This window comes from Hymenobacter pini, from assembly GCF_020421205.1.
In the GTDB taxonomy this organism is placed as follows: domain Bacteria; phylum Bacteroidota; class Bacteroidia; order Cytophagales; family Hymenobacteraceae; genus Hymenobacter; species Hymenobacter pini.
This window is the reverse complement of sequence record NZ_JAIZZH010000002.1, coordinates 204,557-231,314: the sequence shown is the minus strand read 5'-3', so window position 1 is coordinate 231,314 and position 26,758 is coordinate 204,557. Positions and strand designations below refer to the sequence as shown.

Here is a 26,758-nt window from a genome sequence, read left to right as displayed (position 1 = left end):
GTTGTTTGATATACCTGTTGCTGGCTACTGCGCGGCGGGATTGTGGCCGTCCCAGGTGCCTTCCGCATCCAGCACGCGGAACCGGGCAAACAGTTCCTCGCCATACCAGTTTTCCTGGCGGGTGAGGCGAATCACCTCTTTGTGTTTGGGGCTGCGGTAGGCGTAGTCCTGCATGGCCTGCTGGGATTCCCAGAGGCTGACGGTGGCCTGGCGCACAATGGGCAGCTCGCCCAGCCCAATGGCGGCCCGTACTCCGGGGGCATCGGCTACGGTGGCACTTACCGGAGCCACGTAGCGCCAGAACCGGGGCGTTTTCTGCCAGCGGATAGAAGCCCGGGTAAGCACCAGCATCGGCCCATCCGCTGCTTGCGTCTCAGTTTCGTAGTCAAACGGATTTACCCCGTCCCATAATCCGTGCGACTTGACAGGCGCCAGCCGGGCCGTCCAGATTTCCCAGGTGCGCTGCTGGTACTGCTGCCACAGCGGGTGCTTGGTAAAGAACTCCTGAGCGGCTTCTTCCGAGTCCCACACGGCCATAAACCCGTAGCGTCGCAGGTTGGGCAAAGCCCCAAAGCCATCCGCACCACTGCCCAGCAGCTTCTGAAACCGCAGGCCCGGTACGTGCTGCAACGGCCGCTGGGCCGTGCCCATCTGCGCAAAGCCCCAGCGCCGCTGGTTAGGAAGGAGAGTAAGGATGGAAAGGGTAGTGAGTGGCACAGTGAGAGTTGCTGAGGCTTCAAGAAAACAAAAAAGGGCCGGAACTGCTTCCGGCCCTTCTTGCGGGTTCAGTGAGGTAAACTTACTTCACTTCTACTTTGGCGTGCTCATTCACATCGTCGGAGGTGCTCCGCTCGCCGGTGGCCAGGGCTTTCACGTAGGCTACGGCTTGGGTGAGGAGGCTGCTGGGCGTGTCCCAGTATTCGCCTTTCTCAATCTCCACTTTCAGGATGTAGATGCTCTCGTCGTCTTTGCCTTTGGGGAACCAGGCGCGCATGGGCTCACTCCAGAGCTTGTCGATTTCGGCCTGGTCGCGGTAGGCGTTGGCGCGGCCCGATACCGACACGTACACGTTGTCGTCGGGTTTGCCGTAGCTCAGGTTTACGTGGCTGTCTTTTTTTACCTCGTATACTTTGGCCGAATCCTTATCGGTCAGGAACACCAAGGCGCTGCTGCCATCGGGCTTTTGGGTGAACATGGGGCGGCTGCGCAGGCTGCCATCCTCGTCCTGGGTAGTGAGCATGGCAATGCGCACGTCCTTGATTTTATCGAGCAGGGTAGAGAGGTCGTTGGTGACGTTGGGTTGCGTGGACATGGGAAGCGAGTGTGGGGAAAGAATAGAAAATCAACGGAAAGGCAGCCGAAAACCGGCTTGGCCTGTTGCCTGTACGGCCGGGCCCGGCCCCGGGTTGAGCTCAACCGGGCCGCCGGCCGTATTTTGCCGACCTTCCGCACCCTATGAATTTTCTCGCCCACCTGCTGCTTTCCGGTTCTCCCACCAACCCCCATTACGCCGATGTGGTGGTAGGCAACTTCGCGGCCGAGGCCGTGCGGGGCCGCGCCGGCCTGCTGGCTTACCCCGAGCCCGTGCAGCGCGGCATCCGGCTGCACCGCTTCATTGATTCCTTCACCGACCAGCACCCAGCCGTGCGCCGCACCACCGCCCGTCTGCGGGAGGCCGGCCTGGGCAAGTGGGCCGGGGTGGTGTCGGATGTGGGGTTCGACCACCTGCTGGCCCGCGACTTTGCCCAGTACCACCCCGAGGAGCCGCTGCCGCAGTTCGCCCAGCGCCAGTACCAGCTGCTGCACCAGCGCCGCCACGAGTTGCCGGAGCGCCTGCAGCACATGCTGCACTACATGCGCCAGCACGACTGGCTAACCGGTTACGCCCGCCCCGAAGGCCTGCACCGCGCCCTGCTGGGCCTGAGCCGCCGCGTACCCGCCGCCGGGGTGCTGGCTACCGGAGCCGCCGCGTTCCTGGCGGAGTTACTCGCCTACGAGGCGGATTTCGCGGAGTTCTGGCCGGAGTTGCGGGGGGCGGTGGAGGAAATGCAGAGTTCCTCATAATAAAGAACGCCCTAACAGATGGATAGTATCATCAGTTAGGGCGTAGAAAGTTAGGCAGCTGCCAATCAGCGCGAATACGTGGCGTCAATCGTAACCTGCTGGTTATTGACGATAACGGGAAGCTTGTAGTGTAGCACGAGCTTGTTGCTGGTCAACTCCCGAACTTCCCGCGACAAATCGGTGCGCGGGTTGGTGCTTTGCATGCTGATGGTGGAGCCGGCGTAGGTGTAGGGGGCCGTGAAGTGCAGTTGGTTGTCCCGGTACTCGTCGAAAGAGGTGATGGAAATGACCAGATAGTCAGCTGCCGTACCGGCCAAGTGCTGCTCAGCCACTACCTGACCCGTGGTTACGTCGGTGTTGATGCTGTGTTGGGTTACCAGGTTCCAGCGGCCCGGCAGCGGAGCGGGTTCGTCGGGTTTTTCGGAGCAAGCGGAAAGTGTACCGAGCGAGAGTAGAACTACTCCAACTGATAAACGGTGGAATGAGGTGGAAAGGAACATGTGTAAATAGGATAGGAGGAACACTGTAGCAAAGAAACAAGGAATGGGGTAGCAAGCAGCTACTACCAGTGAGTTTCCGGCGGTTTGTATTGCAGATGCGCGGGTTTGTGTAGCTCTGCCGGGCCAGCCGGGCCACACCTTTGTGCTGTTCAATCACTTATCTGATATACAGCACCATGACAAACCTCAAACGAGTACCCCTGGGCAGCCAGGGTCTGGAAGTTCCGGTAGAAGGTCTGGGCTGCATGGGCATGACCAGCGGCGTAGGTGGTATGAGCGTGTACGGCGAGGCCGACGAGCAGGAAAGCCTGGCCACCCTGCACCGGGCCCTGGAGCTGGGCGTGAACCTGCTGGACACTGCCGACCTCTACGGCCCCTTGCTGAACGAGCAGCTGGTGGGCCTGGCCATTGCCGGCCGCCGCCAGGAGGTTATCCTGGCCACTAAATTCGGTTTTGAAGTAGACGACAACGGCACGTTTACCGGCCAGCTCAACGGCCACCCGGCCTACGCCCGCAAGTGCCTGGAACGCTCCCTGCGCAACCTCCGCACCGAGTACGTGGACCTCTATTACCTGCACCGCCAAGACCCGCAGGTGCCCATCGAGGACAGCATCGGGGAGATGAGCCGCTTCGTGGAGGAAGGCAAAGTGCGCTACCTGGGCGTATCGGAAACGCCGGCCGACGTGCTGCGCCGGGCCCACGCCGTGCACCCCCTTACTGCCCTGCAAACCGAGTATTCGCTGTTCGACAGGGGCGTGGAAGAAACCGGCGCGCTGCAAACGGCCCGGGAGCTGGGCATTGGCTTCGTGGCCTATTCGCCGCTGGGCCGGGGCTTTCTGTCGGGCGACATCAAGAGCCCCGACGACTTCGAGGCCAACGATTCCCGCCGGTTTTTTCCGCGTTACCAGGGCGAGAATTTCTACAAGAACCTGGAGCTGGTGCGGAAGCTGGAAACCCTGGCCGCTGCCAAAGGCGTAACGTCGGCGCAGCTGGCTTTGGCCTGGGTGCTGGCCCAGGGCGTGGTGGCCATTCCGGGTACCAAGCGCCGCAAGTATCTGGAGCAGAATGTAGCCGCCGCCAGCATCACGCTCAGCCCGCAGGAGTTAGCCGAGCTGGACGCCATTGTGCCCGTGGGCGGCCCCGTGGGCGCGGCGTACCCCGAAGGATTTTAAAGGCAGCGCCGGGCTCAACTCCCCCGCGCAATGACGTACTTCGGGCCTCAACCCCCTGACCTGTATGCCCGATTTTGTAGGCTATTGCGCGGCGGAAGTGGCCGACCCGGAGCTGGACCTGACCTTTCCGTTGACCGTTCTGTACCCCACCGATACGCCCGCCCGGCTGCACCCCGTGGGCTTGTATGAGCTGGAAGTAGCCCCGGATGCGCCCGTGCGGGCCGGCCGGTTTCCGGTGGTGCTCATTTCGCACGGCACCGGGGGCTCGGGGCTTACCCACCGCAACCTGGCGCACTACCTGGCCCGCCACGGCGTGGTGGTAGCCCTGCCGGAGCACCCGCACAATAACCGCGCTGATGACACGTGGGCCCACACCCCGCAAAACCTCCCGGCCCGGCCCCGACACCTGCAGCTGGCGCTTGATGCCCTGCTCCAGGATGCGCGCGTGTCGTCGGTTTTACAGCCGGAAAGCGTGGTGCTGATTGGCCACTCCCTGGGCGGCTACACGGCGCTGGCCGCCGTTGGGGGGCAGCCCTGGTCGGTTTCCCGGGAGCCTACTGCCGCGCCGCCCCAGCTTATTCCGGTGCCCCCGGCCGATGCCCGGGTGAAGGCGCTGGTGCTGCTGGCCCCGGCCGTGCCGTGGTTTGGGGTTGCTGGCTCCTTGGCACAGGTGCGGGTGCCGGTGTTGCTGCTGGCCGGGGAGAAGGACGAGTTTATCCCGCCTCAGCACGTGGAAACCGTGCTACGCGGGGTGCCCGACGCCGGCCAGGTAACCTACCGAGTAGTCAAAGATGCCGGGCATTTCTCTTTTCTCAGCCCGTTTCCGGCGGCGCGCACCAGTCCGGCCTTCCCGCCGTCTCAGGACCCGCCTGGTTTCAATCGAAGCCAGTTTCACGAAGAGCTGTATCCGGAAATTCTCCGGTTCATCCGGCAAACCATCTGACTCAGCTGTTAAGCTGTGCAAAGTGTAATCGAACGTCATTCCGAGCGAAGTCGAGGAGTCTCGCGTGCTGAGGTTGCAGGCTAATCCGGACGAAGCGGTAAAGATGCTTCGACAAGCGGACGACAGATGAAGCGTGACACATAGTTTGGCAACGTCAGCACGCGAGATGCTTCGCTGCGCTCTGCATGACGTGCTAATACTTTTGACGAATTTCTAAACAGTTTTGTTATTAGCCCATGAAACCTGCCGCCCCGCCTTTCCGCCTCCTGGCCTCGGTCAGTGACTTTACCGACCATTTTGGGTTTCCGGCCCCGGCGCATCCGCTGCTCACGGTTATCGACTTGGCGCAGCACCGCCACCCGCCGGTGGTGGGGCCGGCCCTGCGGCAGCTCTACATCATTGCCCTCAAGAAGAACCTGAAGGGCCGGATTCAATACGGGCACCGCTCGTACGATTTCAATGAGGGCGTGCTGGCGTTTTACGCGCCAGGGCAGCTCTGCGAAAACAACGAGTCCATCGACGTATCGGAGCTGAGCGGCTGGATGCTGGTATTTCACCCCGATTTGCTGCACAAGTACCCGCTGGGTAGCAAAATTGCCGGCTACGGGTTCTTTTCCTACCAGGTACACGAGGCCCTACACCTCTCGGAGCGGGAGGAGCAGCTGTTGGATGGTGTGCTGGACGTGCTGCGGCGGGAGCACGCCCAACCCATCGACGAGTTTAGCCAGGATGTGCTGGTAGCTCAGCTGGAGGTGCTGCTCAGCTACGCCAACCGTTTCTACCACCGCCAGTTCCTCACCCGCCGCCCCGCCGAGCACGACCTGCTCACCCGCTTCGAGGAACTGCTGCGCGGGTATTTTGCGGAGGATAAGGAGCAGCCGCTACCCACCGTGCAGCACTTCGCCGATGCCCTGCACGTGTCGCCGGCCTACCTCAGCGACATGCTGCGCACTCTCACCGGCCAGAACACCCAGCAGCACATCCACCAAGCCCTTATCGAGAAGGCCAAAGTGCTGCTGCTCGGCACTTCTCAATCTATCAACGAAACCGCTTACCAACTGGGCTTCGAGTACCCGCAGTATTTCACCCGGTTGTTCAAAAACAAAACCGGCCTCACCCCGGCCGCTTTCCGGCTGTCGGCGCAGTAGGAATAGGGTAGGGGCTGATAATGAACGTCATGCTGAGCGCAGCCGAAGCATCTCTACCGCTTCGTTGTATTTATTGGGTTAGCCCAGAGGTAGAGATGCTTCGGCTGCGCTCAACATGACGTTCTTGTTTAACCTCAGCACGTCGGCTACTTCGACTACACCTCCGGCTGCGTTCAGCGGGGCGTTCTTTTCCTGAACCATTCATTATTCCATTTTACTATGCATCTGACCGAGTATCGTACCCTGGGCCGCTCCGGTCTGGTAGTTAGCCCCATGGCCCTGGGCACCATGACGTTTGGCACCCCACGTTGGGGTTCTTCGGATGAAGAATCGGCGGCCATCTTCCGGGCGTATGTGGAAGCCGGGGGAAATTTCATCGACACGGCCAACGTGTACGCCAAGGGCCGCAGCGAGGAGCTGGTGGGCCAGTACGTGGCCGCCGGTGGCCTGCGCGACCGGCTGGTGCTGGCCACCAAATTCGCCTTTCACAGTGGTGAGGCGGGTAATCCTCACGCTGGTGGCAACGGCCGCAAAAACATCCATCAGGCCCTGGACGCCTCCCTGCGCCGCCTTCAAACCGACTACGTGGACCTGTACTGGCTGCACGTGTGGGATATGGTAACACCAGTGGAGGAAGTGCTCCAAACCCTCGGCGACCTGGTGCGGGCGGGCAAAATCCGCTACTTCGCCTTCTCGGATGTGCCGGCCTGGTACGCCACCAAAGCCGCTACGCTGGCCGCTGCCCACCACGTGCCGGGGCCCATTGCCATGCAGCTGGAATACTCCTTGGTGGAGCGCCACATTGAGCAGGAGCACGTACCTGCCGCCCGGGAGTGTGGGCTGGGCATTACGCCCTGGAGCCCGTTGGCAGCCGGGTTTCTGGCCGGCAAATACCAGCGGGCGAGTGGCTCCGGGGCCAAAGCCAGCGGCGAAGGCCGGCTGAGCGGACCCAACCCGTTCCAGGACAGCAAGTTCACAGAGCACAACTGGCTGGTGCTGGCGGTGGTGCAGGAGGTAGCCCGGGAACTGAACCGCCCCGCCGCGCAGGTTGCCCTGGCCTGGGTGCTGGCCCAGCCCGGCATCAGCTCCGTTATTCTGGGGGCCAGCAAGCTCACGCAGCTGCAGGATAACCTCGCCGCCCTCGACCTACACCTGAACCCCGCGCATCTGCAGCAACTCAACGAAGCCAGCGCCCTGACGCCGGTTTTTCCCTACGGTATCTTCACCCCGGCTATCCAGAAGGGTATTTTCGGCGGAACGTCGGTGCAAGGGTGGCAGTAAGGCTGAGGCAAAACCTAGGCCACTAGTTCTGTCGATGGTGTACTATCAACTGTCATTCCGAGCGCAGCCGAGGAATCTCGCGTGCTGATGTCAGGATTACCGTTGCAACCTCAGCACGCGAGATTCCTCGGCTACGCTCGGAATGACATGCTTTTGGGTTTTTCAAGACTTTCAATGACTTTCTAAAACAAAAAACCCGCCGCCTGTGCAGGCGGCGGGTTTTTATTGGAGCGTACCATCGGCTTAGTGGTGGTGGCCGCCTTCGCCATGTACGTGGCCGTGGTCCAGCTCCTCGCGGGTGGCGTCGCGCACGGCTTCTACTTTACCGTCGAAGTGCATCACCATGCCGGCCAGGGGGTGGTTGAAGTCCATTTTCACCCCCGAGTCGCCGATTTCCACCACTTTGCCTTGCATGTGGTGGCCCTGGTTGTCGGCCATGGGCAGGAAGTTGCCGACTTGCAGCATTTCCTCGTCAATCTGCCCGTCAATTTCAAATACGTTTTTGGGGATTTCCACCACGGCCTGCTGGTCGTAGTCGCCGTAGGCTTGCTCGGGGGTGAGGGAGAAAGTGAACGAGTCGCCGGGCTGTTTGCCGCTGAGCTGGCGCTCAAACTCGTCGGGCAGGCCACTCATGCCGAACAGAAACACCATCGGCGCATCTTCCTCGGCCGATTCAACCAGTACTTTCTCCTGATTCTCGTCCGTTACGCTCAGATCGTAGGTGATGGTAACGACTTTGTTTTCGCTGATTTGAGTCATGGGGTAGGATGGACGCTGCTAGTCCAGGCTGGGGTTGGGAAATGATTTGAATGGCTAGTTACGGAAATGGCCCGTAATTCCGGCCGCATGCCAAGTAGATACTCCGTTTTAGTGACGCTGGTTAGCGGAGTTCCTTGCCTGAGGCAGTGCGGGTAGTGCTCCGTATCTGGTACTAACCGTTACCCGGGCGTTTCGTCCCGCCAGATGGCCACAAAAGGTTCGGCTTCGCCCACCCGGTACGCCCGCCGCATGATGTTGCAGTTGGTTTCCAGGGCCACGTTACCGTCCTTATCAATGGCAATAAACCCTTTATCGCCCTTCAAATCGGCTTCGCGCAGGTGGAGGGCTTCGCGGCAGGCTTCGGGGGCGGTGAGGCCTTTGTACTTCACCAGGGCGTACACTTCGTGGGCCAACGCGCCCCGCAGAATTACCTCCCCGTCGCCGGTGCAGGAGACGGCGCAGGCTTCGTTGGCGGCGTAGGTGCCCCCGCCCAGCACCGGACTGTCGCCCACCCGGCCCTTCAGCTGGCCCTCAATGCCGCCCGTGCTGGTGGCCACGGCTAAGTTGCCGTCCTGGTCGAGGGCTACGGCGCCCACGGTATCCTTTTGCGGCGTTTTTTCTTCATCCTGCATGATTTCCAGCCACTCCTTCCGGGCCTTATCGGTTTCGAAGTAGTGCACGGCTTCTATCTGCTCCCCGTGCTGTAAGGCAAACTCCAGCGCCCCATCTGATGACATATACACATGCGGGCACTTCTCCAGTACCCGTCGAGCCAGGCTGATGGGGTTTTTTACGTAGCGCACGGTATCCACGGCCCCGGCCCGCAGGGTGCGGCCATCCATGATGGCGGCGTCCATCTGCACTTCGCCCTGCTTGTTGAGGCTGCAGCCCCGGCCGGCGTTGAAATGCTCGTTGTCTTCGAGGCTGCGCACGGCGGCTTCCACGGCATCCAGGGCTGCGCCCCCGCGGTGCAATACCTCCCAGCCAGCCTGCAGCGCCGCGGCGAGGCCTTCGCGCTGGGCTTGCTCGTCTTCTGGAGTTAGCTCGCTGGGGTCCATGGTTACGGCCCCGCCGTGGATGACAATAGCGTAGGTTTTCATAGCAAAAGTGGGAAAGGTTGGTGGGCGTGGTACGCACAAAAAAAAGCCCCGTTCCAAGGAACCGGGCTTTTCCGTGTTAGTACGGGCCGTGGGTAGAAATACGGAGGGGGTGAGATGGTGAGGTGGTGAAATGGTGAGTTTGACGTTCTATTTGCGCCGCTTGTGCAGACTTGCGCCATCTGAACATCAAACTCACCATTTCACCACCTCACCTCATTGCAACTCCCAGGCGGTGCGGTAGGCGCCAATGCTTTCCACGTAGTCAAGGAAGGCTTTGTAGAAGGGGTGGGCGCCCAGGGTGCTGGAGTCGCCGACGAGCAGAAGCTTGCGGCGGGCCCGGGTCATGCCCACGTTCATGCGGCGGATGTCGGAGAGGAAGCCGATTTCGCCCTGGGGGTTGCTACGGGTAAGGCTGATAGCAATGATGTCACGCTCCTGACCCTGAAAGGCATCCACGGTGCCGACGCTGAGCATGCGGTGTTCCAGCAGACCCACCAGCTCGTCATTCTCCTCAATGGCATCCTTGAGGTAGTTGATTTGGGCGCGGTAGGGGGCAATGACGCCGATGGTGAGCAGGTCGTCGGTGTGGTCGGCGGGGTCGTAGGGCTCCAGCAGTTGGGCCAGGCGTTTGAGTAGTAGGTCGGCCTCCTCGGGGTTGGCGGTGGAACGGCTTTCCTCAATAGTCAATTCCTGAAAACCGAAGCCGGCTGTATCCAGGAACTCCACCGCCATGTCCGGGGCGAAACGCAGGTCGTAGGCGGGCAAATCGGCGTGGGCCACGGTGGGCGCGGCTTGCAGGCGGCCCTCGTAGAACTGCTCCGAACTGAACTCCATAATCTGCTCGTGCATGCGGTACTGCACCTCCAGCATGCGGGCCGTGTCGGGCTGGCGCTTGATGCACTTCTCGAACAGCGTTTCGCGCAGACCCTGGGCGGCGGCCTTCTCGCTTTTCACGGTGGGCGGCAGCTGCTGATGGTCGCCGGCCAGCACCACGCGGTTGGCCTTGGTTATCGGAATCCAGCAGCCCGGCTCCAGGGCCTGGGCGGCCTCGTCAATGAACACGGTTTCGTAGGTGAGGTGGCGGATGGCCCGGTTGCTGGCGCCCACCAGCGTGCAGGTAATCACCTGCACCTGCTCCAACAGGTCCTCAGTGATGTAGCGCTCCAGCTGGTCCGACTCCTGCAGCAAGTCGTGGGCCTGCTGCTTGAGCTGGCGGCGCTGTTCCCGTTCCTCCCAACCAAAGTGGCGCTTGAACTTGCCGGCCTCCTCGCGGTATTGCTCGGCCGTCTGGCGCATGCTGCGCAGCTCGGCGTAGCTTTTGTGCGCCATGATCTGCGCGTCCAGCGTATGCTGCAGGAGCAGGTCGGAAACCCGGGAGGGGTTGCCCATGCGGATGACGTTCACGCCCCGCTCAGCCAGCTTTTCGGTGAGCAAATCCACGGCTGTATTGCTCGGGGCGCACACCAGCACCCGCCGCTCCCGCCGGATGGTTTCCAAAATGGCCTGCACCAGCGTGGTGGTTTTGCCGGTGCCGGGCGGGCCGTGAATGATGGCCACATCCTGAGCCGCCAGCACGTGGCGCACGGCGGCCAGCTGGGAGTCGTTGAGGGGCGAGGGGTAGTAAAGCTGCACCTCAGCCTCCGGTTTGTAACGGGCAGGTTTGACACCCAGCAGCACATCGCGCAGCTCGGCTAGGCGGCCTTCGTAGGCACCCATTACCTTGCCCAGAGCGTACTCCATCTCGCGGTAGCTCACCTCGTCGAAGGTCAGGTCTACGCCCAGCTTGCCCTCATCCACCCAATCGGGCAGGTCTTCCTTGGTGGTGGCCAGCGTGATTTTGTTGCGCTTCACGCTGGTAATCACGCCCGAGAGAGTAGGCCGGTCGGAGCCCGAGCGGCCGGGGATGTTGCCAAACAGGGCCGCGTTTTTGCCCACCTGAAACAGGTGCAGCCCGCCGCCGCCCTGGCGCTCCAGCTCTACAACCAGCTTGCCGCCGAAGCCAATATCCTCCGAGGTTATTTTGACGGGGTACCAGGTGAGGCCCCGCTTCTGGCGCTCGGCAATGGTGGCCTGGGCGCTTTTGATTTTGAATTGTTCGAGGTCCTCTTGCTGCTCGAGCTTCATGAGGGCCTGCACCTTACGCAGCTCTTTTTCCAGCGCGTACGGGTCGGTATAGGTAGGTTGTTCAGCCAACTTTGGGGGTTCTTGTTCGAATCGTTGGTAACAACGAAATCGGGGAAAAGGTGGCCGAAGGTCGGGAGGAAACTTTACTTTGGCAGGCCTATATGAGCCTGTCGAGTATGAAGCTGCCTAATCTTTCAGTTGCTATTGTTTGTCTAATGGTTTTTGCCTGGCGTGTACCACATGCTTCTATCTATTACTAACTTTAATCAGTAAATTTTCTATACCAATTGAAGAATTCATCCTCTGACGCAGCATCCCAAGTTTCTGCAGGATGTTTTATAATTTCTAATGCGTTCCAAGGAATAGCCACATCAAAAGTGTCTTTTACCCATTCCTGAAACTCCGTATTGGGCTCGACTATAAAATCTTTGTCTAGTGTATTAGGGGGAAAGGCAAATTCCTCAGGCCAGCAAATTTCGTCGTAACCAATAGCTAATAGACGTAGAAAATCGACAGCATTGTCGGCCAAAACGCACGCTAGAATAGAGCCTGATCCAGACCCTAAATGGACGATTTTGGTCTGACCACTATCCGTCAGCCACAAGGCACATTCAGAACCATCAGCGCCAGTCTGCCCAAAAACGCATAACCGGCTATCTACTTCTTCACTCTCCTTCCCAAACCAATATTTCAAATTGACATTGCCTGAGGCCACAAATTCAATATTAGTTCCTCCCTTTCGGCCGATGTCAGTCCAGCTTTCCCGTTGTTCTTGTTCTGGAAATAGAAAGCCGTAGGTGCCATTCTCTGTTTCCTTATAAAGCTGTTTGCTCTCAATCCATTCATACAGTTGAATAATAGGGTGCGGAATGTGCATTCCTTCGGGCAGTACAGCTTCTAGCTCTTGGATCAGTTTGTTTGGCATAGGTTGCAGGAATTAGTGACTTGTGTAGCGGGATGTAAATTACATAAACCGCTCTACCACCTCCGCCGCCTGCGGGAACTCCCGTAGCAGCGCGGCGCGCTCGGCCAGCCCTAGAATGTACCTGAAGGGGGGAACCGTAGCTGAAACGTACTGCCCGCCTCTGGTACCGAATGAACCTGAATGTTGCCCTGGTGCAGTTGCATGATCTGCTTGGCCAGGCTCAGGCCAATGCCGGAGCCGTGAGGGCGAGTGGTGAAAAAAGGAACGAAGATGCTGTCGAGCACGTCGGCCGCAATACCGCTCCCGTTGTCTTGCACCTCAATAATCACCCGTTCCTGTTCATCGGGCCAGGCCCACAGGCTGATGCGCGGGGCGGGCGTTTGTCCGAGTGCCTGCGCCGCATTGAGCACCAGATTGATGAGCACCTGCTCCAGTAAGTGGCCGTCGGCGTGCAGGGCGAGGTGGGTGGGCCGGACGCTGAGGGTAACGTCAATGCCTTGTGCTTCCAGCTGCTGCGCCAGCAGCTGCCGGGTGGTTTGGAGCAATTCCTGCACGCTGAGGGTGGTGCGCTGGGGCGGGGCCAGGGTGCTAAAGTCCCGGTATACCTGGGCGAAGCGCAGCAGCCCTTCGCTGCGCTGCTGGATAATGCGAATGCCAGTGCCCACATCGTCGAGTAGCTCATCAGAAGCCGCGTGCTGCCGGTCACTTTGCACGTGGCGGCTCAGTGAATCCGCCAGCGAGGCAATGGGAGCCACCGAATTCATGATTTCGTGCGTCATGACCCGTAATAGTTGTTGCCAGGCGGCCGTTTCGGTATCGGCCAGGGCCTGGCTCACATTCTTGAAAGCCAGCAGGGTACATGCTTCACCCCGGAGCGTAAACTGCGTGGCTGACACGAGCAGCTGCACCATCTGGCGGTCCACCGTAAGTTTCACCACCTCGGGCTGACCGGGCACGGCCCGGCAGATGGCCTCATAAAGAACCGGCTGCCGGGACTGCAGCGCCCGGATATTTTTCAGGTAGGGTAGGTGCAAGGTCTGCTTAAACGCCTCATTCACCCAGGCCACGGTGCCCGTCGCGTCGTAGGACACAATACCGGTATCAAGCAGCGCCAAGATGGTTTGCAGGTAGTGAAACTGCCCTTCCTGCGCGGCCCGCAATTCCCGAAACGTGGCGTTAGCTTGGTTGAAGGCCTCGTGCAGGGCCCGCAGTGCCGCCGACCCAGACTGCGCCGGGTACTGCCGCGAAAAATCCCGGTATTTCAGGGCCAGCGTAAAATCGGTCAGGGCCTGCTGGCCGCGCATCAAGTAGCGGGTCAGCTCCAGGAGCAGTCCTGCCAGCAGCCCCAGGGCCCCCAAAGCCAGCCCGTAGGCATGCTGCAGCGCCGCGTATCCGCCTCCGGCCAGCACGGCTACCAATAGTACCAGCCGCCCGAGCAGGCGAATATCCAAACGGTTACATATCATGCTTGTCGAGCCGGCGGTATAGGGCCGTGCGGGTAAGGCCTAGTTCCTTAGCTGCTTTGGTGAGGTTGCCCTGATGGCGCTCAATAGCCTGCTGGATGGCGTTTTTCTCCACTTCCAGCAACGGCAGCGGATTCTCAGTTACGGGCGAAGTAGGCGCAGAAGCAGCCAGCGGTTCGGGGTTCCGAAACGAGAAATCAGCCGGCAGCAGCGTGGCGCCATTCCCCAGGATAACGGCCCGCTCCACGGCGTGCTGCAGTTCCCGCACGTTGCCGGGCCAGGCGTGCTCCCGGAGCTTGCGCAGCGCGGCCCCACTGAATTCCGGCACGGGTTGCCGGTTGCGGACGGCGTATACCTGGGCGAAGTGCCGGGCCAACAGCTCCACATCGTCGGCCCGCTCGCGTAGGGGCGGCAGCATGATTTCGACCGTATTAAGGCGGTACATCAAATCCTGGCGGAAAGCCCCGCGGGCTACCAGGGCGTGCAGCGGCGCATTAGTGGCCGACACCAGCCGGATGTCCACCGGCACGGGGGTATTGCTTCCCACGGGCACCACTTGGCGGTTTTGCAGGGCCGTGAGCAGCTTGGCTTGCTGCGCCAGGCCGATGTTGCCAATCTCATCCAGAAACAACGTGCCCCCGCTGGCCGCCTCAAACCGGCCCACGCGGCTTGCCTGAGCATCTGTAAACGCGCCTTTGGTATGCCCGAACAACTCGCTTTCAAACACTCCCTCGCTAAGGGCAGCCACGTCGGCGGTCACGAAAGGCCGGGCCGCGCGGCGGGACTGCTCGTGCAGGGACCGGGCAGCCAGCTCCTTGCCGGTCCCGTTCTCGCCCAATAGGAGCACGTTCGCCTCCGTTGGGGCGACCCTTTCAATGATGGCGCGCACTTCCTGCATGGGGGCTGATTCCCCCAATAGAGCAGTAGCTGCGGCTGGCGCGGCTTGTTTTTTCGGACTGCCCCCGCTTTTGCTGAGGGGGGTAGGTTGGAGGGCGGCGGCCAGCGTCTGCAGCAGTTGGTCGTTGTGCCAGGGCTTCAGTAAAAAGTCGGTAGCGCCGGCTTTGAGGGCGCGCACCGCCGTGCGCACGTCGCCGTAGGCCGTGAGCAGGAGTACGGCCGTGGAGGGGCTCTGTTCCCGGATGCGGCTTAACCAGTAGAAACCCTCGTTGCCGGTCGCCTGTCCGCTACGGTAGTTCATGTCGAGCAGCACGGCGTCGAAGTGTTGCTGGCGGAGCAGAGAAAGTAGCCGTTCTGGGTTGCGCTCCGTCACCACTTCCTGCACCTCCGACTTGAGTAGCAGTTTGAGGGCGAACAGCACGTCAGGCTCATCGTCTACCACCAGGATGCGGGCGTGCTTCAGATTCATGAAAAAGCGGCTTGGTAAAACGTAAAAGTCGGGGATAACAGGTGCCGTACCAACTCAGGCTACACAAACCGTGCAGGCCTTGGAAAATACTGGTTTTCAACCTGCCACATTGCTCTTAGCGCAGCGGCTTGCATGGAGTGTATCGAAACCGAACGGTCAACTGTATCAAAACCGGACGTTTGACAACGGTCATTCGGTAGGCTTTCCTGTCATTGTGCTGATTTGCAATTGCTTGCAAGCAGGGCATCGTTCTTGGCACCGCTGGTCCATAGTTTTATGTGATTAGTGCCTGCGCCCAATTGAATGGATGTCCTGATACCAAAGCGAAAATGGTCGTTTATTACCCGCTGGTGGTGGCTGGGGGCCGTGCTGCTGGCAGGTATGGGCGCGGCCACTTTCTACTGGCCGAGGCCGGGCCAGCGGCTGCACGTGGCGGCCAGCCGGCTGACTATCAGTCCCGTCACCCGGGGCAACTTTCAGGAGTTTACGGCCATCGACGGGGTGGTGCAGCCCTTACACACCGTGTACCTGGACGCGGCGGAGGCCGGCACCGTGCAGGAGGTGCTGGTAGAAGAAGGCGCGACTCTAGCGGCCGGCCAGCCGTTGCTCCGGCTGGCCAACCCCGACCTGCAACTGGAAATGGTGAACCGCGAAACGGCCGTGTACGACCTGATGAACAACCTGCGCAACACCCGTAACCAACTGCTGCAAAACCGCATCCTGCGCCAAAACCAGCTGGCCGACATCGACTTCCAACTGGCCGAGGCCCGAAGGGTGTTCGACACCAACCAGGTGCTCTACGACCAGAAGGTAATTGCGCGGCAGGACTACCTGCAAAGCCAGAACGCCTACCGCTACCAGCTGCGCCGGCGGCAACTCACGCAGCAGACCCTGCGCCAGGATTCGGTGGCCATGCAACAGCAATTGGGCACCATGCAGGAATCAGTGCAGCGCATGACCAGCAATCTGGCTCTGATGCGGCGCAAGATGGACGACCTGCTGCTACGGGCTCCGGTCGGCGGACGGCTCAGCTCGCTGGCCGCGGAAGTGGGCGAGGCCAAAACCCGGGGCCAGCGCCTGGGGCAGATTGACGGGCTGGCGGGCGTGAAGCTCCACGCCGCCGTGGACGAGTTTTATATTGCCCGCATTGCGGCCGGTCAGGTGGGCGAAGTAATGGTGGACGGCCAGGCGTATGCTTTGCGCGTGACCAAAATATTCGCCCAGGTAGCCAAAGGTCTGCAAATCGACGTGGCCTTTACCGGTGCGGCCCCACCGGGCCTGCGGCGGGGCCAGACCCTTTCCATCCGGCTGGCGCTGAGTGCGAAGGCCCCGGCGGTGCTGCTGCCCAAAGGTGGCTTCTACCAGCAAACCGTGGGCAACTGGGCGTTCAAGCTGAGTGCCGACGGCACCCGGGCCCAGCGGGTGGCCATCCGGCTAGGGCGGCAGAACCCCGACTATTACGAGGTGCTGGCTGGCCTGCAGCCCGGCGACCGGGTCGTAACCTCCAGCTACGAAGGCTACGCCGACCAACAGGAACTGGTGCTGGACAATAGCCAGCCCTAGGATTTTTACTAACTATTTGCCCATAAAAGGCTACTGCGCATGATTAAGACCGAAAACCTGGACAAGGTGTACCGCACCGAGGAGGTGCAGACCAAGGCGCTCAACCACGTCTCGCTGACGGTGGAGCAGGGGGAGTTTGTGGCCATCATGGGCCCCTCGGGCTGCGGTAAATCGACGCTGCTCAACCTGTTGGGCCTGCTCGACGAACCCGACGGCGGCAGCCTGCAACTGCTGGGCACCGAAACCAGCCGCTACTCGGAGCGCCAGCGGGCCGAGCTGCGCAAGCGCAGCCTGGGCTTCGTGTTTCAGAGCTTCAACCTGATTGACGAGCTGACGGTGTTTGAGAACGTGGAGCTGCCCCTGCGCTACCTGGGCGTGGGGGCCGTCGAGCGGCGGCAGCGGGTGGAGCAGGTGCTGGAGAAAATGCAGCTGCTGCACCGGCGCAACCACTTTCCGCTGCAACTCTCGGGTGGGCAGCAGCAGCGCGTGGCCGTGGCCCGCGCAGTGGTGAATGCCCCGCCGCTGCTTCTGGCCGACGAGCCCACCGGCAACCTCGACTCGGCCAGCGGCCACGACGTGCTGGGGCTGCTCACCGAGCTGAATGAGGCGGGTACCACCGTGCTCATGGTCACGCACTCCGAGCACGATGCCCGGTACGCCCGGCGCGTCATTCGCCTGCTCGATGGGCAGGTAGTGCTGGAAAACAGCCGCAGCCAATTCTAACCGTTTCCTCCTCTTCGGCCATGCTGCCTTATCCCTTGCTACTTATCTACCGCAACTTCAAGCGGTTCAAAAGCACGTTTTTTATCAACCTGATTGGCCTCTCAACCGGCTTGGCCAGCGCGCTGCTTATTTACCTGTGGAGTAGCGACGAGTACAGCTTCGACCGTTACCACGCTCTGGACGGCCGGCTGTATCAGGTGATGGAAAACCGCCGTACGGCCGATGGCATCGAGACGCAGACTGGCACCATGCCGCTGCTGGCCGAGGCCCTGCGGCGGGAAATGCCGGAGATTGAACTGGTGGCCACCACCACGCCGGTCCCGTTCTTCCCCGGGTTCACGCTGGCGGCGGGCGGCCAGCACCTAAATGCCGTCCCCAAGTACGCAGACCCAGCCTTCTTCCAGCTGTTTTCCTATCCCCTGCTGGTAGGCACTCCCGCTACGGTGCTGCGGGATAAAAACGCCGTGGTCCTCTCCGAAGCCCTGGCAACTAAGCTTTTCGGGTCGCCGCAGAACAGCCTGGGCAAAGCCGTGGAATGGCAGATGGCCGACCGGAAACAGACCTGCCTGGTGGCCGGAGTGTTTGCCGGAGTGCCCCGCAACTCGTCGGAGCAGTTTGACTGTGTGCTGCCGTTTGCCGCGTTCAAGGACCTGATGCAGATGAGCGAGACCATCAAATGGGATGACGACGGCCCTTTCAACACCTACCTGGCCCTGAAGGAGGGGGCCGACCCCGCGCAGTTTCAAGCGAAGCTGGCGGGCTTGCTGAAAACCAAAAGCGCGCAGGCCCAGGCCCAAGGGCGCACCCTATTCGTGCGGCCGTTCGCAGACGGGTACCTGCACGGCACCTACGAAAATGGCGTCGCCACCGGCGGGCGCATTACCTACTTGCGGCTATTTGCTCTGATTGCCGGGCTGATTCTGGTCATTGCCAGTATCAATTTCATGAACCTGTTCACCGCCAAGGCCTCGCGGCGGGTCAAGGAGGTAGGTATTCGCAAGGCGCTGGGGGCAAGCCGCGCCGCGCTGGTGGGGCAATACCTGACCGAGTCCGTGGTGATGGCCTTGCTAGCCCTGGTCGTGGCCGTGGGGCTGGTCCAGCTCGTGCTGCCGCAGTTCAGCGAGCTGACGGGCAAGCCGCTGGCCTTGCGGTGGGAGCCGCAGCTGGTGGGGGCCGGCTTGGCCTTGGCCTTGGGTACGGGGCTGCTAGCGGGCAGCTACCCCGCGTTTTACCTGTCGGGGTTCCAGCCGGCGGCCGTGCTGAAAGGCAAGCTGCCGACCAAGGCCGGCGACGTCTGGACGCGGCAGGGCTTGGTGGTGCTGCAATTCACGCTTTCGGTGCTGTTCATTGTGGCCGTGGTGGTGGTTAATGCCCAGCTCGCGTTTGTGCAGCACCAGTCGCTGGGCTACGACAAAGCGCACGTGCTTCGTTTTGATACGGGCGGTAAGGCGGCGCGCCAGCAGAAGGCCTTTCTAGCCGAAGTGAAGGAGTTGCCCGGCGTCGTGCAGGCGTCCAGCGTATTGGGCGGCTTCTTTGGGGGGCGCTACGTCACGGAGATGAGCTGGCGGGATAAGAGCCTGCCCGTAGCAACGATGCTAGTCAACTACGACCTGGTGGAAACGATGGGCCTGCACCTGGTAGCCGGCCGCAGCTTTGCGCCGCAGTTTCGTGCCGACAGCGCCGCCATCCTCGTCAACCAAACCCTGGTGGCCGGCCTGGGGATGCCGGACCCCGTGGGCCAGCAACTCGGCGGTGCCCGCATTGTGGGCGTGGTCCGCGACTTCCACTACGAGTCCCTGCACGAAAAAATCAAACCCCTGCTGCTCAAGCTCGACCCCCAAATTAACACGGTCCTGGTAAAGATTCAGCCTCAGGAGGAGCAGGCCACCATTGCGCGGCTTCAGCAACTATACGCCGCCTACAACCCCGGCTTCGCGCTTGATTACACGTTTCTGGATGATGACTACCAGGCCCAGTACGTGGCCGAGCGGCGGGTGGCGATGCTTGCCCGCTACTTTGCCGGGCTGGCCATTCTCATTTCCGCCCTGGGCCTGCTGGGGCTGGCGGCCTTCACGGCCGAGCGGCGGCGCAAGGAAATCGGTATCCGCAAGGCCTTGGGGGCGAGCGAACTGGGCATCGTGTGGCTGTTGACCAGCAGCCTAACCTGGCTAGTTGTCGTAGCCATCATCCTGGCACTGCCCCTGAGCTACCTGCTGATGCAGCGGTGGCTGGAAGGCTTTGCCTACCGCGTGGCATGGCAGTGGTGGTACTTCGCCGCAGCTGGTATGGGTGCCCTGCTCGTGGCCTGGCTTACGGTGAGCGTGCAGGCCTGGCGAGCCGCCCGCCGCAACCCCGTGCTAAGTTTGCGAACGGAGTAACGGGCAAAACAAGATGGCTGGGCGCTCTGAACTGCTAAAAGCCATGCGCCCGCTCGCTTAGTTTAAAGCCAGAAAAAGGTGGCCGAGGTCGGAAGAAATTTGGGAATGAGCCGTTGATCAGTCAGCGGTTGGTAACATTGTTCTGTAGTGCATCTGCTCATCGTAAATGGTTACCTCTACTTTTGGATACATAATGCAGGATGCCTGCGACCCGCTGTCGGGCTGCTGCTTCATCTTTGAATTCAAGTTCGACATAAGGTAACGCAGTTGTGCCGCCATGATTCTGGAAGCGGGTCATGCAGTCCTGCATCAGTACAATGGCCGTGGCCGCTTCGCAAATGAGCAGGCAGTCCTCATAGACTTTCCTGAAAACCTTGCGGGTACCAGATGCCTCGCCAAAATGCAGAAGCCATGTTCGGAAGAACATGGCTGGCATCAAGGGTGCTAACGTCAACATTCTCAATGAAGCGCACCACACTAGGCATAGAAGCACCTCGAAATACCTTCTTCTGGAGAATGGACAATGCATCCTCAAGTGTATAGGCAGTTATGCCGTAAGCATTCCCGCAGCCTCCGGCGGTGTTTGCGAATTCAATCCAATAGCGCTTCAGCAGAGCTTTGTTATGTATCATGCTTCCCATCCCCATAATGATAATGCTCCTGGCTGGTCGATGTGAAACGCTGGATGAAGCCCGTAGAGTATTGTTCTGGCTTGGTTGGCTGAAAGAGTTCTTGTTGTTGAGCCCAATCGTAGGCGCTGATTCCTAAAGGATGTTTGGTCAGTATACCACTCAGCTGATACTGCTGAATGAACTCTTCAGCTTGTTGTCGGTATGTGAATACGCCGCTGGTGAAACGGCTGCCGGCTCCGTGGAATACCCAAACCTCGTTCATACAGGAGAAGATGTAGTGCTTGTCAATGGTTTGCCGAGTATTCAACGAAGCGGCAGAGATGCTTCAGCAAGCTCAGCATAACGGCACTACTGTGCCGCCTTCGTAAACTGCTCCACCACCTCCGCGGCCTGCGGAAACTCCTGCAGCAGCGCGGCCCGTTCAGCCAGTTCAAAATCGGCGAAATCGAAGCCGGGGGCCACGGTGCAGCTGACGAGGCCGTAGCCAGGGCGGTGCTTTACTTGGGCCGCAAACCACACGCCCGCCGGAATAACGGCCTGGGGCAGCTCACCCGCGGCAAAGTCGGGGCCGAGAGTGAGGCGGGTGGGCTGGCCAGGAGTAAGCAGGACGATTTCCAGCGCCTGGCCCTGGTGAAAAAACCACAACTCATCGGACTTGATGCGGTGGAAGTGGGATTTGTCCTCGTTTTCGAGCAGGTAGTAGATGGCCGTACTGACGCTGCGGGACTGGCCCTCGGCGGTAGTTAGGGTTTGAGCGGAGCGGTAGGTTTCCCGGTAGTAGCCGCCCTCGGGGTGGGGCAGCAGTTGCAGGTCACGAATAATGTCTTGGGCAGGCATGGGTGGATTTCTATTCGGAAAGTCAGTATTAACTCTACGATCGGTCATGCTGAGCTTGTCGAAGCATCACTACCGCTTCGTTGAGCAATCTTCAGGCAAAGCGGTAGTGATGCTTCGACAAGCTCAGCATGACGGTTTAGGCGTTTACAGGCTTATTGCCCTTTATTAAACTCGCCGATGTGCCAGAGTACGCCGGAGGGGTCGTGCACGAAGCATTCTTTGCCCCAATCCTCGTGCCGGATAGGCAGCAGTTTCACGCCGGGAAATTGGCCGGGCAGGTCCAGGGCCGTCAGCTGCTGCCAGTATTGCTCCACATCTTCCACTTCCAGAAACAGCATGGTATTATCTACCCACTCAGCCGCGTAGTAATTCTGCAGGTAGAAACTCACACCTTCCATCGTAAACAGGGACATGGCTGGGGTTATTACCGTTTCGGTGAAGCCAAAGGCGCTATAGAAGCGGCGCGAAACCGCAAAATCTTTGGACCCAATAAAGGGGCGGAGGGAGCGGATTTGTGGGGACATCATCTTTCGTCGGGAGTGGAAGGAGTTGCGGCAGTGTAGGCGTAGATTATTGCGCGGCAATATGGAGCTTATCAGCCATTCCAGCCCATTCCCCAAACGCAAACAAGCCCAACCAACACGTCAGGCTTGCTTCGAAAATGGGGTCTACAAGTTGAAAATACCTTGTACACCTGCTTTCAGCGGAGTAGGCGGGCGCCCCAGCCAGTCGGCCAGGTCAGCACTGACAGTTGCTTCCTGCCCGTTTTTAATGTCGATGAGGAAGCCACTGATGCGCTGAATTACTGCAGGGGGTAGTCCTTGGGCCTGCAGCCGCGCGGCAAACGCCGCTTCCTCGATGGGCGTGTACTCCACTTTCCGGCCCGATAACTCGCTGAGAGCCGCGGCAACATCGGCGAATGAATAGGTGGTGGTACCAGTGAAGGTGAAGATGCGGTTGTCGCAGCGGCTGTCGGCCAGCACGTTGGCAATGGCCTCGCCCATTTCCTGGCGGAGGGCAAACGCCACGCGGCCCGGCCCGGCCGGCAGCTGAATGCCCTGCTCCAATACCTGCGGCCCCACAAACTGCGGCAGCGTATCCATGTACAGAATATTACGAAACAGGATGTAGGGCACGCCGCTGGCCCGAATGTAGTCCTCCGTCTGGAAGTGGCGCATCATCAGTTCATTGGCCAGGGTGGCAGGATTATGCAGGGCCCGGCCGGTATAAGCCAGGCAGCTTACGCCGGCTTTTTTGGCGGCATCTACTACGTTGTAATGCTGTTGTAGGCCATCCTCGTCGGCCCCGCCGGAAACCAGGAGCACCTTGCTAATGCCTTGCATGGCGCGCTCCAGAGAGGCCGGGTCGCGGTAGTCGCCCACCCGGAGTTGCACGCCCTGCGCCTTGAGGCGGGCAGCTTTGGCTTCGTCGCGCACCAAACCAGCCACTTGGCCGGGAGCGGCAATTCGCAGGAGTTGGTTGAGTACGGCCGCGCCAATGTGGCCGGTAGCGCCGGTTATTAGAATCATACTGCTAGATGGGTTAGGATACAAAAGCGGCCAGCGCCGACACCGATTCCGGCTTCCTCTAAGAATGGCGGGAAGCAGGTGCTGCAAAGGTGGCCGGCCGGCGGCCTCGTACCTATAGCCAAAAGGCGGGAAGATTGGGCAATAAGGCGGAAAGAGTATTGCTGGTGAGTACAAGTAGCAACAACTAAGCCCAAGTATCTCTCCCGCTTCGTTGAGGTATCAGGGCTAATCTACTTACAGCAGATTCTTAACGTACTCTTCCTGAATCATCCCACCCGCCACGAATTTATTATTTGAGGCTCCATAAGTTGTAGTAGCGAAATCAAGCGCTTTCTCTACTGAGTCAAACCCATGTGTGACGCCATACGGAGTGTTTTCTGGGTCAAGCGCTGAAAATTCGTAGACATCACTAGAATCTTCATCACCTTCATCGAGCGACTCATGATAGGTAACGGCAATTCGGCCTTTTTCTCTGCCAATTACCAACCACCTTATCAAGGTATATTCTACATTCTTCTCATGTGAAAGCCATTGTTCAACCTCATTGCCAAGATGAATTCGGGCTACTAATTCCGGCATAGAGAGGTAAGTCGACATGACTACTGATTTAGTGAAACTATAAGTACGAAGGCGCTACAAAAAGCCTAACACGAAGGTTTTTCCTCAAAATCCTATCCGGTCTGCTTGAAGGCAGTGGGCGAAAGGCCGAGGCTGTTGCGGAAAAACCGGCTGAAGGCGGATTGGTCGGCGAAGTGCAATAGGTCGGCTACCTGGGCAACGGTGAGCTGCCCGTGTTGCAGCAGAGCTTTGGCTTCCAGCATTACGGCCTCCTCAATCCACTCGCCGGCGGTTTTGCCGGTGGTCTGCTTCACGGTTTCGGTGAGGTGCTTGGGCGTGATGCAGAGGCGGCCGGCGTAGAACTGCACGCTCCGCTCAGTGGTACAGTGTGTGTTTACCAGCCACTTGAACTCAGCGGTGAGCTGCTGACTGCGCGTCTGGGTGGCTTGCAATGCCGCGTGTTGCTGATCGTAGAGGCCCACCACTTCGTAGAGCAGGCTGTTGATGAGGCTCTTGATAACCTGGTTGCGGTAGGGGTGCGGGGCCTGAAATTTCTGCTGCAACAGGCGCATGGAAGCAGTAATGCTGGCTGCCTCGGCCGCCGGGAGGGGCAGTACGTGGTGGGCAATTGTCTCCAGGAACTGGAAATTGTCGACCGGAATATGGTTGCGGGTGGTGATGAACTCGGGCGTGAAAAAGACCGATAGGCTGTCGTGGTCAGCGGAGAAGGAGGTCCACTCCTTGATAATGTGGGGAGTGATGAGCATCAGGCTGCCCGGCTCGATGCGGTAGGTTTCCAGGTTGGCTTTTAGCTCCGCCGTGCCGCGCAGGCACATCCCGATTTTGTAGTAATTGCCCCGGTACGGCACGCCCAGGGGCGGCCCGGTGGTGTGGGAGTGTTCATCCAGAAAAAACACCTCTGCCGAGGCGGCGCCGGAATGAGAAAACTCCTGCAGCCGGTAGGTAGGAATCAGAGTACTCATGGTTAGTGAAGGAAGACAGAGGTAGAAATAGGGCCACGTATGAGGTAAAACACCGGAAAAGTAAGGGAGGCCAGGCGAAAAATGGCTGCGGCTGAGCTTGCTTTCCGGGGCTTCCTGCGTACTTACGGCTCCAATTCAACTTCCTTCCCAACATGCCCTACCAACCCAACCCCGGTCGCTACGCCGATATGCCTTACCGCCGCTGCGGGCGCAGCGGCCTGAAACTGCCGGCCGTGTCCTTAGGCCTCTGGCACAACTTCGGCGACGTGGACGTGCTCCAGAACTTCCGGGCCATCCTGCACCGCGCCTTCGACAGTGGCGTCACCCACTTCGATTTGGCCAACAACTACGGCCCCCCGCCCGGCTCGGCCGAAACCAACTTTGGCCGCATCCTGAAAGAAGATTTCCGGGGCTACCGCGACGAACTGATCATCTCCACCAAGGCCGGCTACCACATGTGGGAAGGTCCCTACGGCGAGTGGGGTTCCCGCAAATACCTCATCTCCAGCCTCGACCAGAGCCTCCGGCGCATGCGGCTGGACTACGTGGATATCTTCTACTCCCACCGCCCCGACCCGGATACGCCCCTGGAGGAAACCATGTTGGCCCTCGACCACGTGGTGCGCCAGGGCAAGGCGCTGTACGTGGGCATTAGCAACTACCAGCCCCGGGAAGCCGCCGAGGCCATCCGGATTCTGCGGGAGCTGGGTACGCCCTGCCTGATTCACCAGCCCAAATACTCCATGTTTGAGCGCTGGGTGGAAGATGGCTTGCTGGACTTACTGGGCGAGGAAGGCGTGGGCTGCATCCCGTTTTCACCCCTGGCCCAGGGCCTGCTCACCAACAAGTACCTGCACGGTATTCCCGAGGATTCACGCGTGGCCAAAGGGGTAGGCTTCCTCACCGAAACCCAGCTTACGCCTGAGCGCCTGCGGCAAGTGCAGCAGCTGAATGAGCTAGCCCAGCAGCGCGGCCAAAGTCTGGCTCAAATGGCCCTAAACTGGATTCTGCGCGACGAGCGGATTACTTCCGTGCTCATCGGGGCTAGCAAGCCTGAGCAACTCACCGATTCGCTGCGCTGCCTGGACAACCTGCAATTCAGCGCCGAAGAATTGGCGCAGATTGAAGCGGTGTTGAAGCCCTAAACCTGTCATTCCGAACGAAGGGAGGAATCTGAGTTAGCCTGCAAACAGTTAATCCAGATTCCTCCCTTCGTTCGGAATGACAGGTGGTATTATGGCGTTGGTTGCTACGGATTCTGCCTCAGAATTTGTAGTGTTTTTGTGTCCTGCTCACTGTCGAAAAACTTATCCAGCACCCGCTGAAAAACCGGGTTGGTGTTTTCCAGCGCGGCAAAAAGCGTCATCGACGACTTCAATTTTACATCATCCGGGCTGCCCATGATGCGGGTGGCGTCGTTGCTTTCCAAAGTCAGCAGCGCCGCGCTGATTTCCTGCAGGCGTGGCCCCAGTACCGGGTGTTGCAGGTAGGCCTGGGCCTCTTGTTGGCTTTGAATGGCGTAAAACCGGGCCGTTTCGCTGTAACCCAGCCCCTGCACCTGCGGGAAAATGTACCACATCCAATGGCTGCGCTTACGCCCGCCCTTGATTTCGCCCAGGGCGGTAGCGTAGTCGCGCTGCTGGGCGTCGAGGAAACGTTGCAGGTTAGGTGGCTGGGGCATAGTGGAGAAGGTTTAGCGTCGGAACAAACCTAGAACGTCATTCCGAGCGAAGCCGAGGACTCTCGCGTGCTGACGTTGTGGTTGTAATCCTCACGTCAGCACGCGAGAGTCCTCGGCTTCGCTCGGAATGACCGTTCTATCAAAATCAATAAGCGAAAGTTACTTGCCTAGTTTGTTCAAGGCTTCCATATCTTCCGCAGTAAGCTGAATGGATGTGGCTTGCACGTTTTCTTCCAAGTGCTTTACGTTGGATGTACCCGGAATCAGCAGGATGTTGGGGGAGCGGTGCAGTAGCCAGGCCAGGGCCACCTGCTGAGTGCTGGCGTTGTGGCGCTGCCCGATTTCGGTGAGTTTGCTGAGGGCCTCCTGGTTGCCGCCAGCCAGCGGATACCATGGAATGAAGGCCAGACCGTTTTGTTCGCAGTAGGTTAGTTCATCTTCCCACTTGCGGTTGTCCACGCTGTACATGTTCTGCACCGATACCACCGGCACCACTTGCTGGGCCTGCTGAATCTGTTCCACAGTTACTTCAGAGAGGCCGATGTGCTTGATTTTGCCTTGCTGTTGGGCTTGCTGCAGAAACTCCAGGGTCTGCTCGAACGGCACGTTCGGGTCAACGCGGTGGAGTTGGTACAGGTCGATTTGTTCCAGTTTCAGGCGCTTTAGGCTGCCTTCCAGGGCTTCGCGCAGGTGTTTGGGGCTGGCATCAATGGGCCACTGATTGGGGCCGGTGCGCAGTAGTCCGCCCTTGGTGCCAATGACCAGGCCAGCCGGGTAAGGGTGCAGGGCCTCGGCAATGAGCTCCTCCGATACGTTCGGGCCGTAGCTGTCGGCGGTGTCAATGAAGTTGATGCCCAGCTCCACGGCGCGCCGCAACACCCGGATAGATTCGGCGTGGTCCTGGGGTGGGCCCCAGATACCCTCGCCGGTGATGCGCATGGCGCCGTAGCCCATGCGGTTCACGGTTAGGTCGTTGCCCAGGGTGAAGGTTTTGGCGGGAGAGGTGCTGTTGGTAGTCGTCATGGAAGG

General features: G+C 59.9%; 27 protein-coding genes. 9 read left to right on the top strand and 18 right to left on the bottom strand.

The window, feature by feature from the left end; translation table 11 throughout:
- Positions 1-24 precede the first annotated feature (24 nt).
- Both LF252_RS07405 and LF252_RS07400 read right to left on the bottom strand, forming a co-directional pair.
- Positions 25-717, bottom strand: coding sequence for a spheroidene monooxygenase (locus LF252_RS07405; protein WP_226268941.1), 693 nt, complete (start codon positions 715-717; stop codon positions 25-27).
- Between the two features lie 82 nt (positions 718-799).
- The gene (locus LF252_RS07400) at positions 800-1,312 is read right to left on the bottom strand and encodes a pyridoxamine 5'-phosphate oxidase family protein (RefSeq protein WP_226268940.1); all 513 of its coding nucleotides are present in this window, start codon (positions 1,310-1,312) and stop codon (positions 800-802) included.
- 143 nt (positions 1,313-1,455) lie between these two features.
- On the opposite strand from LF252_RS07400, the gene LF252_RS07395 reads away from it, so the two are divergent.
- Entirely contained in the window at positions 1,456-2,064 is a 609-nt protein-coding gene (locus LF252_RS07395) for an acyl carrier protein phosphodiesterase (protein WP_226268939.1), read from the top strand.
- 65 nt (positions 2,065-2,129) lie between these two features.
- Here LF252_RS07395 and LF252_RS07390 read toward each other — a convergent pair whose 3' ends face one another.
- A complete protein-coding gene (locus LF252_RS07390) occupies positions 2,130-2,564 on the bottom strand; it encodes a hypothetical protein (protein WP_226268938.1) in 435 nt (144 codons plus the stop codon).
- Between the two features lie 176 nt (positions 2,565-2,740).
- Here LF252_RS07390 and LF252_RS07385 point away from each other — a divergent pair, with 176 nt between their 5' ends.
- From LF252_RS07385 to LF252_RS07370, 4 genes are all read left to right on the top strand, one after another.
- Positions 2,741-3,736, top strand: a complete 996-nt coding sequence (locus tag LF252_RS07385; protein WP_226268937.1) for an aldo/keto reductase — start codon at positions 2,741-2,743, stop codon at positions 3,734-3,736.
- A gap of 64 nt (positions 3,737-3,800) precedes the next feature.
- Positions 3,801-4,679: an alpha/beta hydrolase family protein gene (locus tag LF252_RS07380; RefSeq protein WP_226268936.1), complete on the top strand. Its 879-nt coding sequence runs from the start codon at positions 3,801-3,803 to the stop codon at positions 4,677-4,679.
- Positions 4,680-4,915: 236 nt separating this feature from the next.
- A complete protein-coding gene (locus tag LF252_RS07375; RefSeq protein ID WP_226268935.1) occupies positions 4,916-5,827 on the top strand; it encodes a helix-turn-helix domain-containing protein in 912 nt (303 codons plus the stop codon).
- A 219-nt stretch (positions 5,828-6,046) separates the two neighbouring features.
- Positions 6,047-7,108, top strand: coding sequence for an aldo/keto reductase (locus tag LF252_RS07370; RefSeq protein WP_226268934.1), 1,062 nt, complete (start codon positions 6,047-6,049; stop codon positions 7,106-7,108).
- Positions 7,109-7,351: 243 nt separating this feature from the next.
- Here LF252_RS07370 and LF252_RS07365 read toward each other — a convergent pair whose 3' ends face one another.
- The 6 genes from LF252_RS07365 to LF252_RS07340 form a co-directional block, all read right to left on the bottom strand.
- The gene (locus LF252_RS07365) at positions 7,352-7,867 is read right to left on the bottom strand and encodes an FKBP-type peptidyl-prolyl cis-trans isomerase (protein ID WP_226268933.1); all 516 of its coding nucleotides are present in this window, start codon (positions 7,865-7,867) and stop codon (positions 7,352-7,354) included.
- A gap of 179 nt (positions 7,868-8,046) precedes the next feature.
- Complete coding sequence (locus LF252_RS07360) at positions 8,047-8,967, bottom strand: isoaspartyl peptidase/L-asparaginase family protein (protein ID WP_226268932.1); 921 nt, start codon at positions 8,965-8,967, stop codon at positions 8,047-8,049.
- Between the two features lie 213 nt (positions 8,968-9,180).
- The gene (locus tag LF252_RS07355; protein ID WP_226268931.1) at positions 9,181-11,160 is read right to left on the bottom strand and encodes an AAA domain-containing protein; all 1,980 of its coding nucleotides are present in this window, start codon (positions 11,158-11,160) and stop codon (positions 9,181-9,183) included.
- 193 nt (positions 11,161-11,353) lie between these two features.
- Positions 11,354-12,016, bottom strand: coding sequence for a hypothetical protein (locus LF252_RS07350; RefSeq protein WP_226268930.1), 663 nt, complete (start codon positions 12,014-12,016; stop codon positions 11,354-11,356).
- A 110-nt stretch (positions 12,017-12,126) separates the two neighbouring features.
- A complete protein-coding gene (locus LF252_RS07345) occupies positions 12,127-13,482 on the bottom strand; it encodes a sensor histidine kinase (protein WP_226268929.1) in 1,356 nt (451 codons plus the stop codon).
- Entirely contained in the window at positions 13,472-14,845 is a 1,374-nt protein-coding gene (locus LF252_RS07340) for a sigma-54-dependent transcriptional regulator (protein WP_226268928.1), read from the bottom strand. The genes LF252_RS07345 and LF252_RS07340 overlap by 11 nt, the downstream gene beginning before the upstream one ends.
- Positions 14,846-15,148: 303 nt before the next feature.
- On the opposite strand from LF252_RS07340, the gene LF252_RS07335 reads away from it, so the two are divergent.
- The 3 genes from LF252_RS07335 to LF252_RS07325 are packed head-to-tail and all read left to right on the top strand — an operon-like array spanning position 15,149 to position 19,509.
- Entirely contained in the window at positions 15,149-16,408 is a 1,260-nt protein-coding gene (locus LF252_RS07335; RefSeq protein ID WP_226268927.1) for an efflux RND transporter periplasmic adaptor subunit, read from the top strand.
- Between the two features lie 39 nt (positions 16,409-16,447).
- A complete protein-coding gene (locus tag LF252_RS07330; protein ID WP_226268926.1) occupies positions 16,448-17,131 on the top strand; it encodes an ABC transporter ATP-binding protein in 684 nt (227 codons plus the stop codon).
- Positions 17,132-17,151: 20 nt separating this feature from the next.
- Positions 17,152-19,509: an ABC transporter permease gene (locus LF252_RS07325; protein WP_226268925.1), complete on the top strand. Its 2,358-nt coding sequence runs from the start codon at positions 17,152-17,154 to the stop codon at positions 19,507-19,509.
- Between the two features lie 157 nt (positions 19,510-19,666).
- On the opposite strand, the gene LF252_RS07320 is transcribed toward LF252_RS07325, so the two are convergent.
- The 7 genes from LF252_RS07320 to LF252_RS07290 form a co-directional block, all read right to left on the bottom strand.
- Positions 19,667-19,945: a hypothetical protein gene (locus LF252_RS07320; RefSeq protein ID WP_226268924.1), complete on the bottom strand. Its 279-nt coding sequence runs from the start codon at positions 19,943-19,945 to the stop codon at positions 19,667-19,669.
- 185 nt (positions 19,946-20,130) lie between these two features.
- Positions 20,131-20,403: a DUF7710 domain-containing protein gene (locus LF252_RS07315; protein ID WP_226268923.1), complete on the bottom strand. Its 273-nt coding sequence runs from the start codon at positions 20,401-20,403 to the stop codon at positions 20,131-20,133.
- 86 nt (positions 20,404-20,489) lie between these two features.
- Positions 20,490-20,978, bottom strand: coding sequence for a cupin domain-containing protein (locus LF252_RS07310; RefSeq protein WP_226268922.1), 489 nt, complete (start codon positions 20,976-20,978; stop codon positions 20,490-20,492).
- Between the two features lie 152 nt (positions 20,979-21,130).
- Positions 21,131-21,505 carry a VOC family protein gene (locus tag LF252_RS07305; protein ID WP_226268921.1) on the bottom strand — a complete coding sequence of 125 codons (375 nt, stop codon included), beginning with the start codon at positions 21,503-21,505 and terminating at the stop codon, positions 21,131-21,133.
- Between the two features lie 141 nt (positions 21,506-21,646).
- Complete coding sequence (locus LF252_RS07300; protein ID WP_226268920.1) at positions 21,647-22,507, bottom strand: SDR family oxidoreductase; 861 nt, start codon at positions 22,505-22,507, stop codon at positions 21,647-21,649.
- A 234-nt stretch (positions 22,508-22,741) separates the two neighbouring features.
- Positions 22,742-23,104, bottom strand: a complete 363-nt coding sequence (locus tag LF252_RS07295) for a hypothetical protein (RefSeq protein WP_226268919.1) — start codon at positions 23,102-23,104, stop codon at positions 22,742-22,744.
- A gap of 74 nt (positions 23,105-23,178) precedes the next feature.
- Positions 23,179-24,048: a helix-turn-helix domain-containing protein gene (locus tag LF252_RS07290; RefSeq protein WP_226268918.1), complete on the bottom strand. Its 870-nt coding sequence runs from the start codon at positions 24,046-24,048 to the stop codon at positions 23,179-23,181.
- 152 nt (positions 24,049-24,200) lie between these two features.
- On the opposite strand from LF252_RS07290, the gene mgrA reads away from it, so the two are divergent.
- A complete protein-coding gene (mgrA, locus tag LF252_RS07285) occupies positions 24,201-25,193 on the top strand; it encodes an L-glyceraldehyde 3-phosphate reductase (RefSeq protein WP_226268917.1) in 993 nt (330 codons plus the stop codon).
- A 104-nt stretch (positions 25,194-25,297) separates the two neighbouring features.
- Here mgrA and LF252_RS07280 read toward each other — a convergent pair whose 3' ends face one another.
- Positions 25,298-25,729, bottom strand: a complete 432-nt coding sequence (locus tag LF252_RS07280; RefSeq protein WP_226268916.1) for a DUF1810 domain-containing protein — start codon at positions 25,727-25,729, stop codon at positions 25,298-25,300.
- A gap of 159 nt (positions 25,730-25,888) precedes the next feature.
- A complete protein-coding gene (locus LF252_RS07275) occupies positions 25,889-26,752 on the bottom strand; it encodes an aldo/keto reductase (RefSeq protein WP_226268915.1) in 864 nt (287 codons plus the stop codon).
- Positions 26,753-26,758 lie beyond the last annotated feature (6 nt).

What these genes read in the sequence shown, in the direction of transcription:
- LF252_RS07295 (WP_226268919.1), bottom strand. Translation starts at nt 23,104, where the DNA reads ATGTCGACTTACCTCTCTATGCCGGAATTAGTAGCCCGAATTCATCTT.
- LF252_RS07340 (WP_226268928.1), bottom strand. Translation starts at nt 14,845, where the DNA reads ATGAATCTGAAGCACGCCCGCATCCTGGTGGTAGACGATGAGCCTGAC.
- LF252_RS07330 (WP_226268926.1), top strand. Translation starts at nt 16,448, where the DNA reads ATGATTAAGACCGAAAACCTGGACAAGGTGTACCGCACCGAGGAGGTG.
- LF252_RS07335 (WP_226268927.1), top strand. Translation starts at nt 15,149, where the DNA reads ATGGATGTCCTGATACCAAAGCGAAAATGGTCGTTTATTACCCGCTGG.
- LF252_RS07385 (WP_226268937.1), top strand. Translation starts at nt 2,741, where the DNA reads ATGACAAACCTCAAACGAGTACCCCTGGGCAGCCAGGGTCTGGAAGTT.
- mgrA (WP_226268917.1), top strand. Translation starts at nt 24,201, where the DNA reads ATGCCCTACCAACCCAACCCCGGTCGCTACGCCGATATGCCTTACCGC.
- LF252_RS07320 (WP_226268924.1), bottom strand. Translation starts at nt 19,945, where the DNA reads ATGCCAGCCATGTTCTTCCGAACATGGCTTCTGCATTTTGGCGAGGCA.
- LF252_RS07370 (WP_226268934.1), top strand. Translation starts at nt 6,047, where the DNA reads ATGCATCTGACCGAGTATCGTACCCTGGGCCGCTCCGGTCTGGTAGTT.
- LF252_RS07375 (WP_226268935.1), top strand. Translation starts at nt 4,916, where the DNA reads ATGAAACCTGCCGCCCCGCCTTTCCGCCTCCTGGCCTCGGTCAGTGAC.
- LF252_RS07315 (WP_226268923.1), bottom strand. Translation starts at nt 20,403, where the DNA reads ATGAACGAGGTTTGGGTATTCCACGGAGCCGGCAGCCGTTTCACCAGC.
- LF252_RS07300 (WP_226268920.1), bottom strand. Translation starts at nt 22,507, where the DNA reads ATGATTCTAATAACCGGCGCTACCGGCCACATTGGCGCGGCCGTACTC.
- LF252_RS07360 (WP_226268932.1), bottom strand. Translation starts at nt 8,967, where the DNA reads ATGAAAACCTACGCTATTGTCATCCACGGCGGGGCCGTAACCATGGAC.
- LF252_RS07290 (WP_226268918.1), bottom strand. Translation starts at nt 24,048, where the DNA reads ATGAGTACTCTGATTCCTACCTACCGGCTGCAGGAGTTTTCTCATTCC.
- LF252_RS07280 (WP_226268916.1), bottom strand. Translation starts at nt 25,729, where the DNA reads ATGCCCCAGCCACCTAACCTGCAACGTTTCCTCGACGCCCAGCAGCGC.
- LF252_RS07310 (WP_226268922.1), bottom strand. Translation starts at nt 20,978, where the DNA reads ATGCCTGCCCAAGACATTATTCGTGACCTGCAACTGCTGCCCCACCCC.
- LF252_RS07380 (WP_226268936.1), top strand. Translation starts at nt 3,801, where the DNA reads ATGCCCGATTTTGTAGGCTATTGCGCGGCGGAAGTGGCCGACCCGGAG.
- LF252_RS07305 (WP_226268921.1), bottom strand. Translation starts at nt 21,505, where the DNA reads ATGATGTCCCCACAAATCCGCTCCCTCCGCCCCTTTATTGGGTCCAAA.
- LF252_RS07325 (WP_226268925.1), top strand. Translation starts at nt 17,152, where the DNA reads ATGCTGCCTTATCCCTTGCTACTTATCTACCGCAACTTCAAGCGGTTC.
- LF252_RS07365 (WP_226268933.1), bottom strand. Translation starts at nt 7,867, where the DNA reads ATGACTCAAATCAGCGAAAACAAAGTCGTTACCATCACCTACGATCTG.
- LF252_RS07390 (WP_226268938.1), bottom strand. Translation starts at nt 2,564, where the DNA reads ATGTTCCTTTCCACCTCATTCCACCGTTTATCAGTTGGAGTAGTTCTA.
- LF252_RS07275 (WP_226268915.1), bottom strand. Translation starts at nt 26,752, where the DNA reads ATGACGACTACCAACAGCACCTCTCCCGCCAAAACCTTCACCCTGGGC.
- LF252_RS07400 (WP_226268940.1), bottom strand. Translation starts at nt 1,312, where the DNA reads ATGTCCACGCAACCCAACGTCACCAACGACCTCTCTACCCTGCTCGAT.
- LF252_RS07350 (WP_226268930.1), bottom strand. Translation starts at nt 12,016, where the DNA reads ATGCCAAACAAACTGATCCAAGAGCTAGAAGCTGTACTGCCCGAAGGA.
- LF252_RS07345 (WP_226268929.1), bottom strand. Translation starts at nt 13,482, where the DNA reads ATGATATGTAACCGTTTGGATATTCGCCTGCTCGGGCGGCTGGTACTA.
- LF252_RS07395 (WP_226268939.1), top strand. Translation starts at nt 1,456, where the DNA reads ATGAATTTTCTCGCCCACCTGCTGCTTTCCGGTTCTCCCACCAACCCC.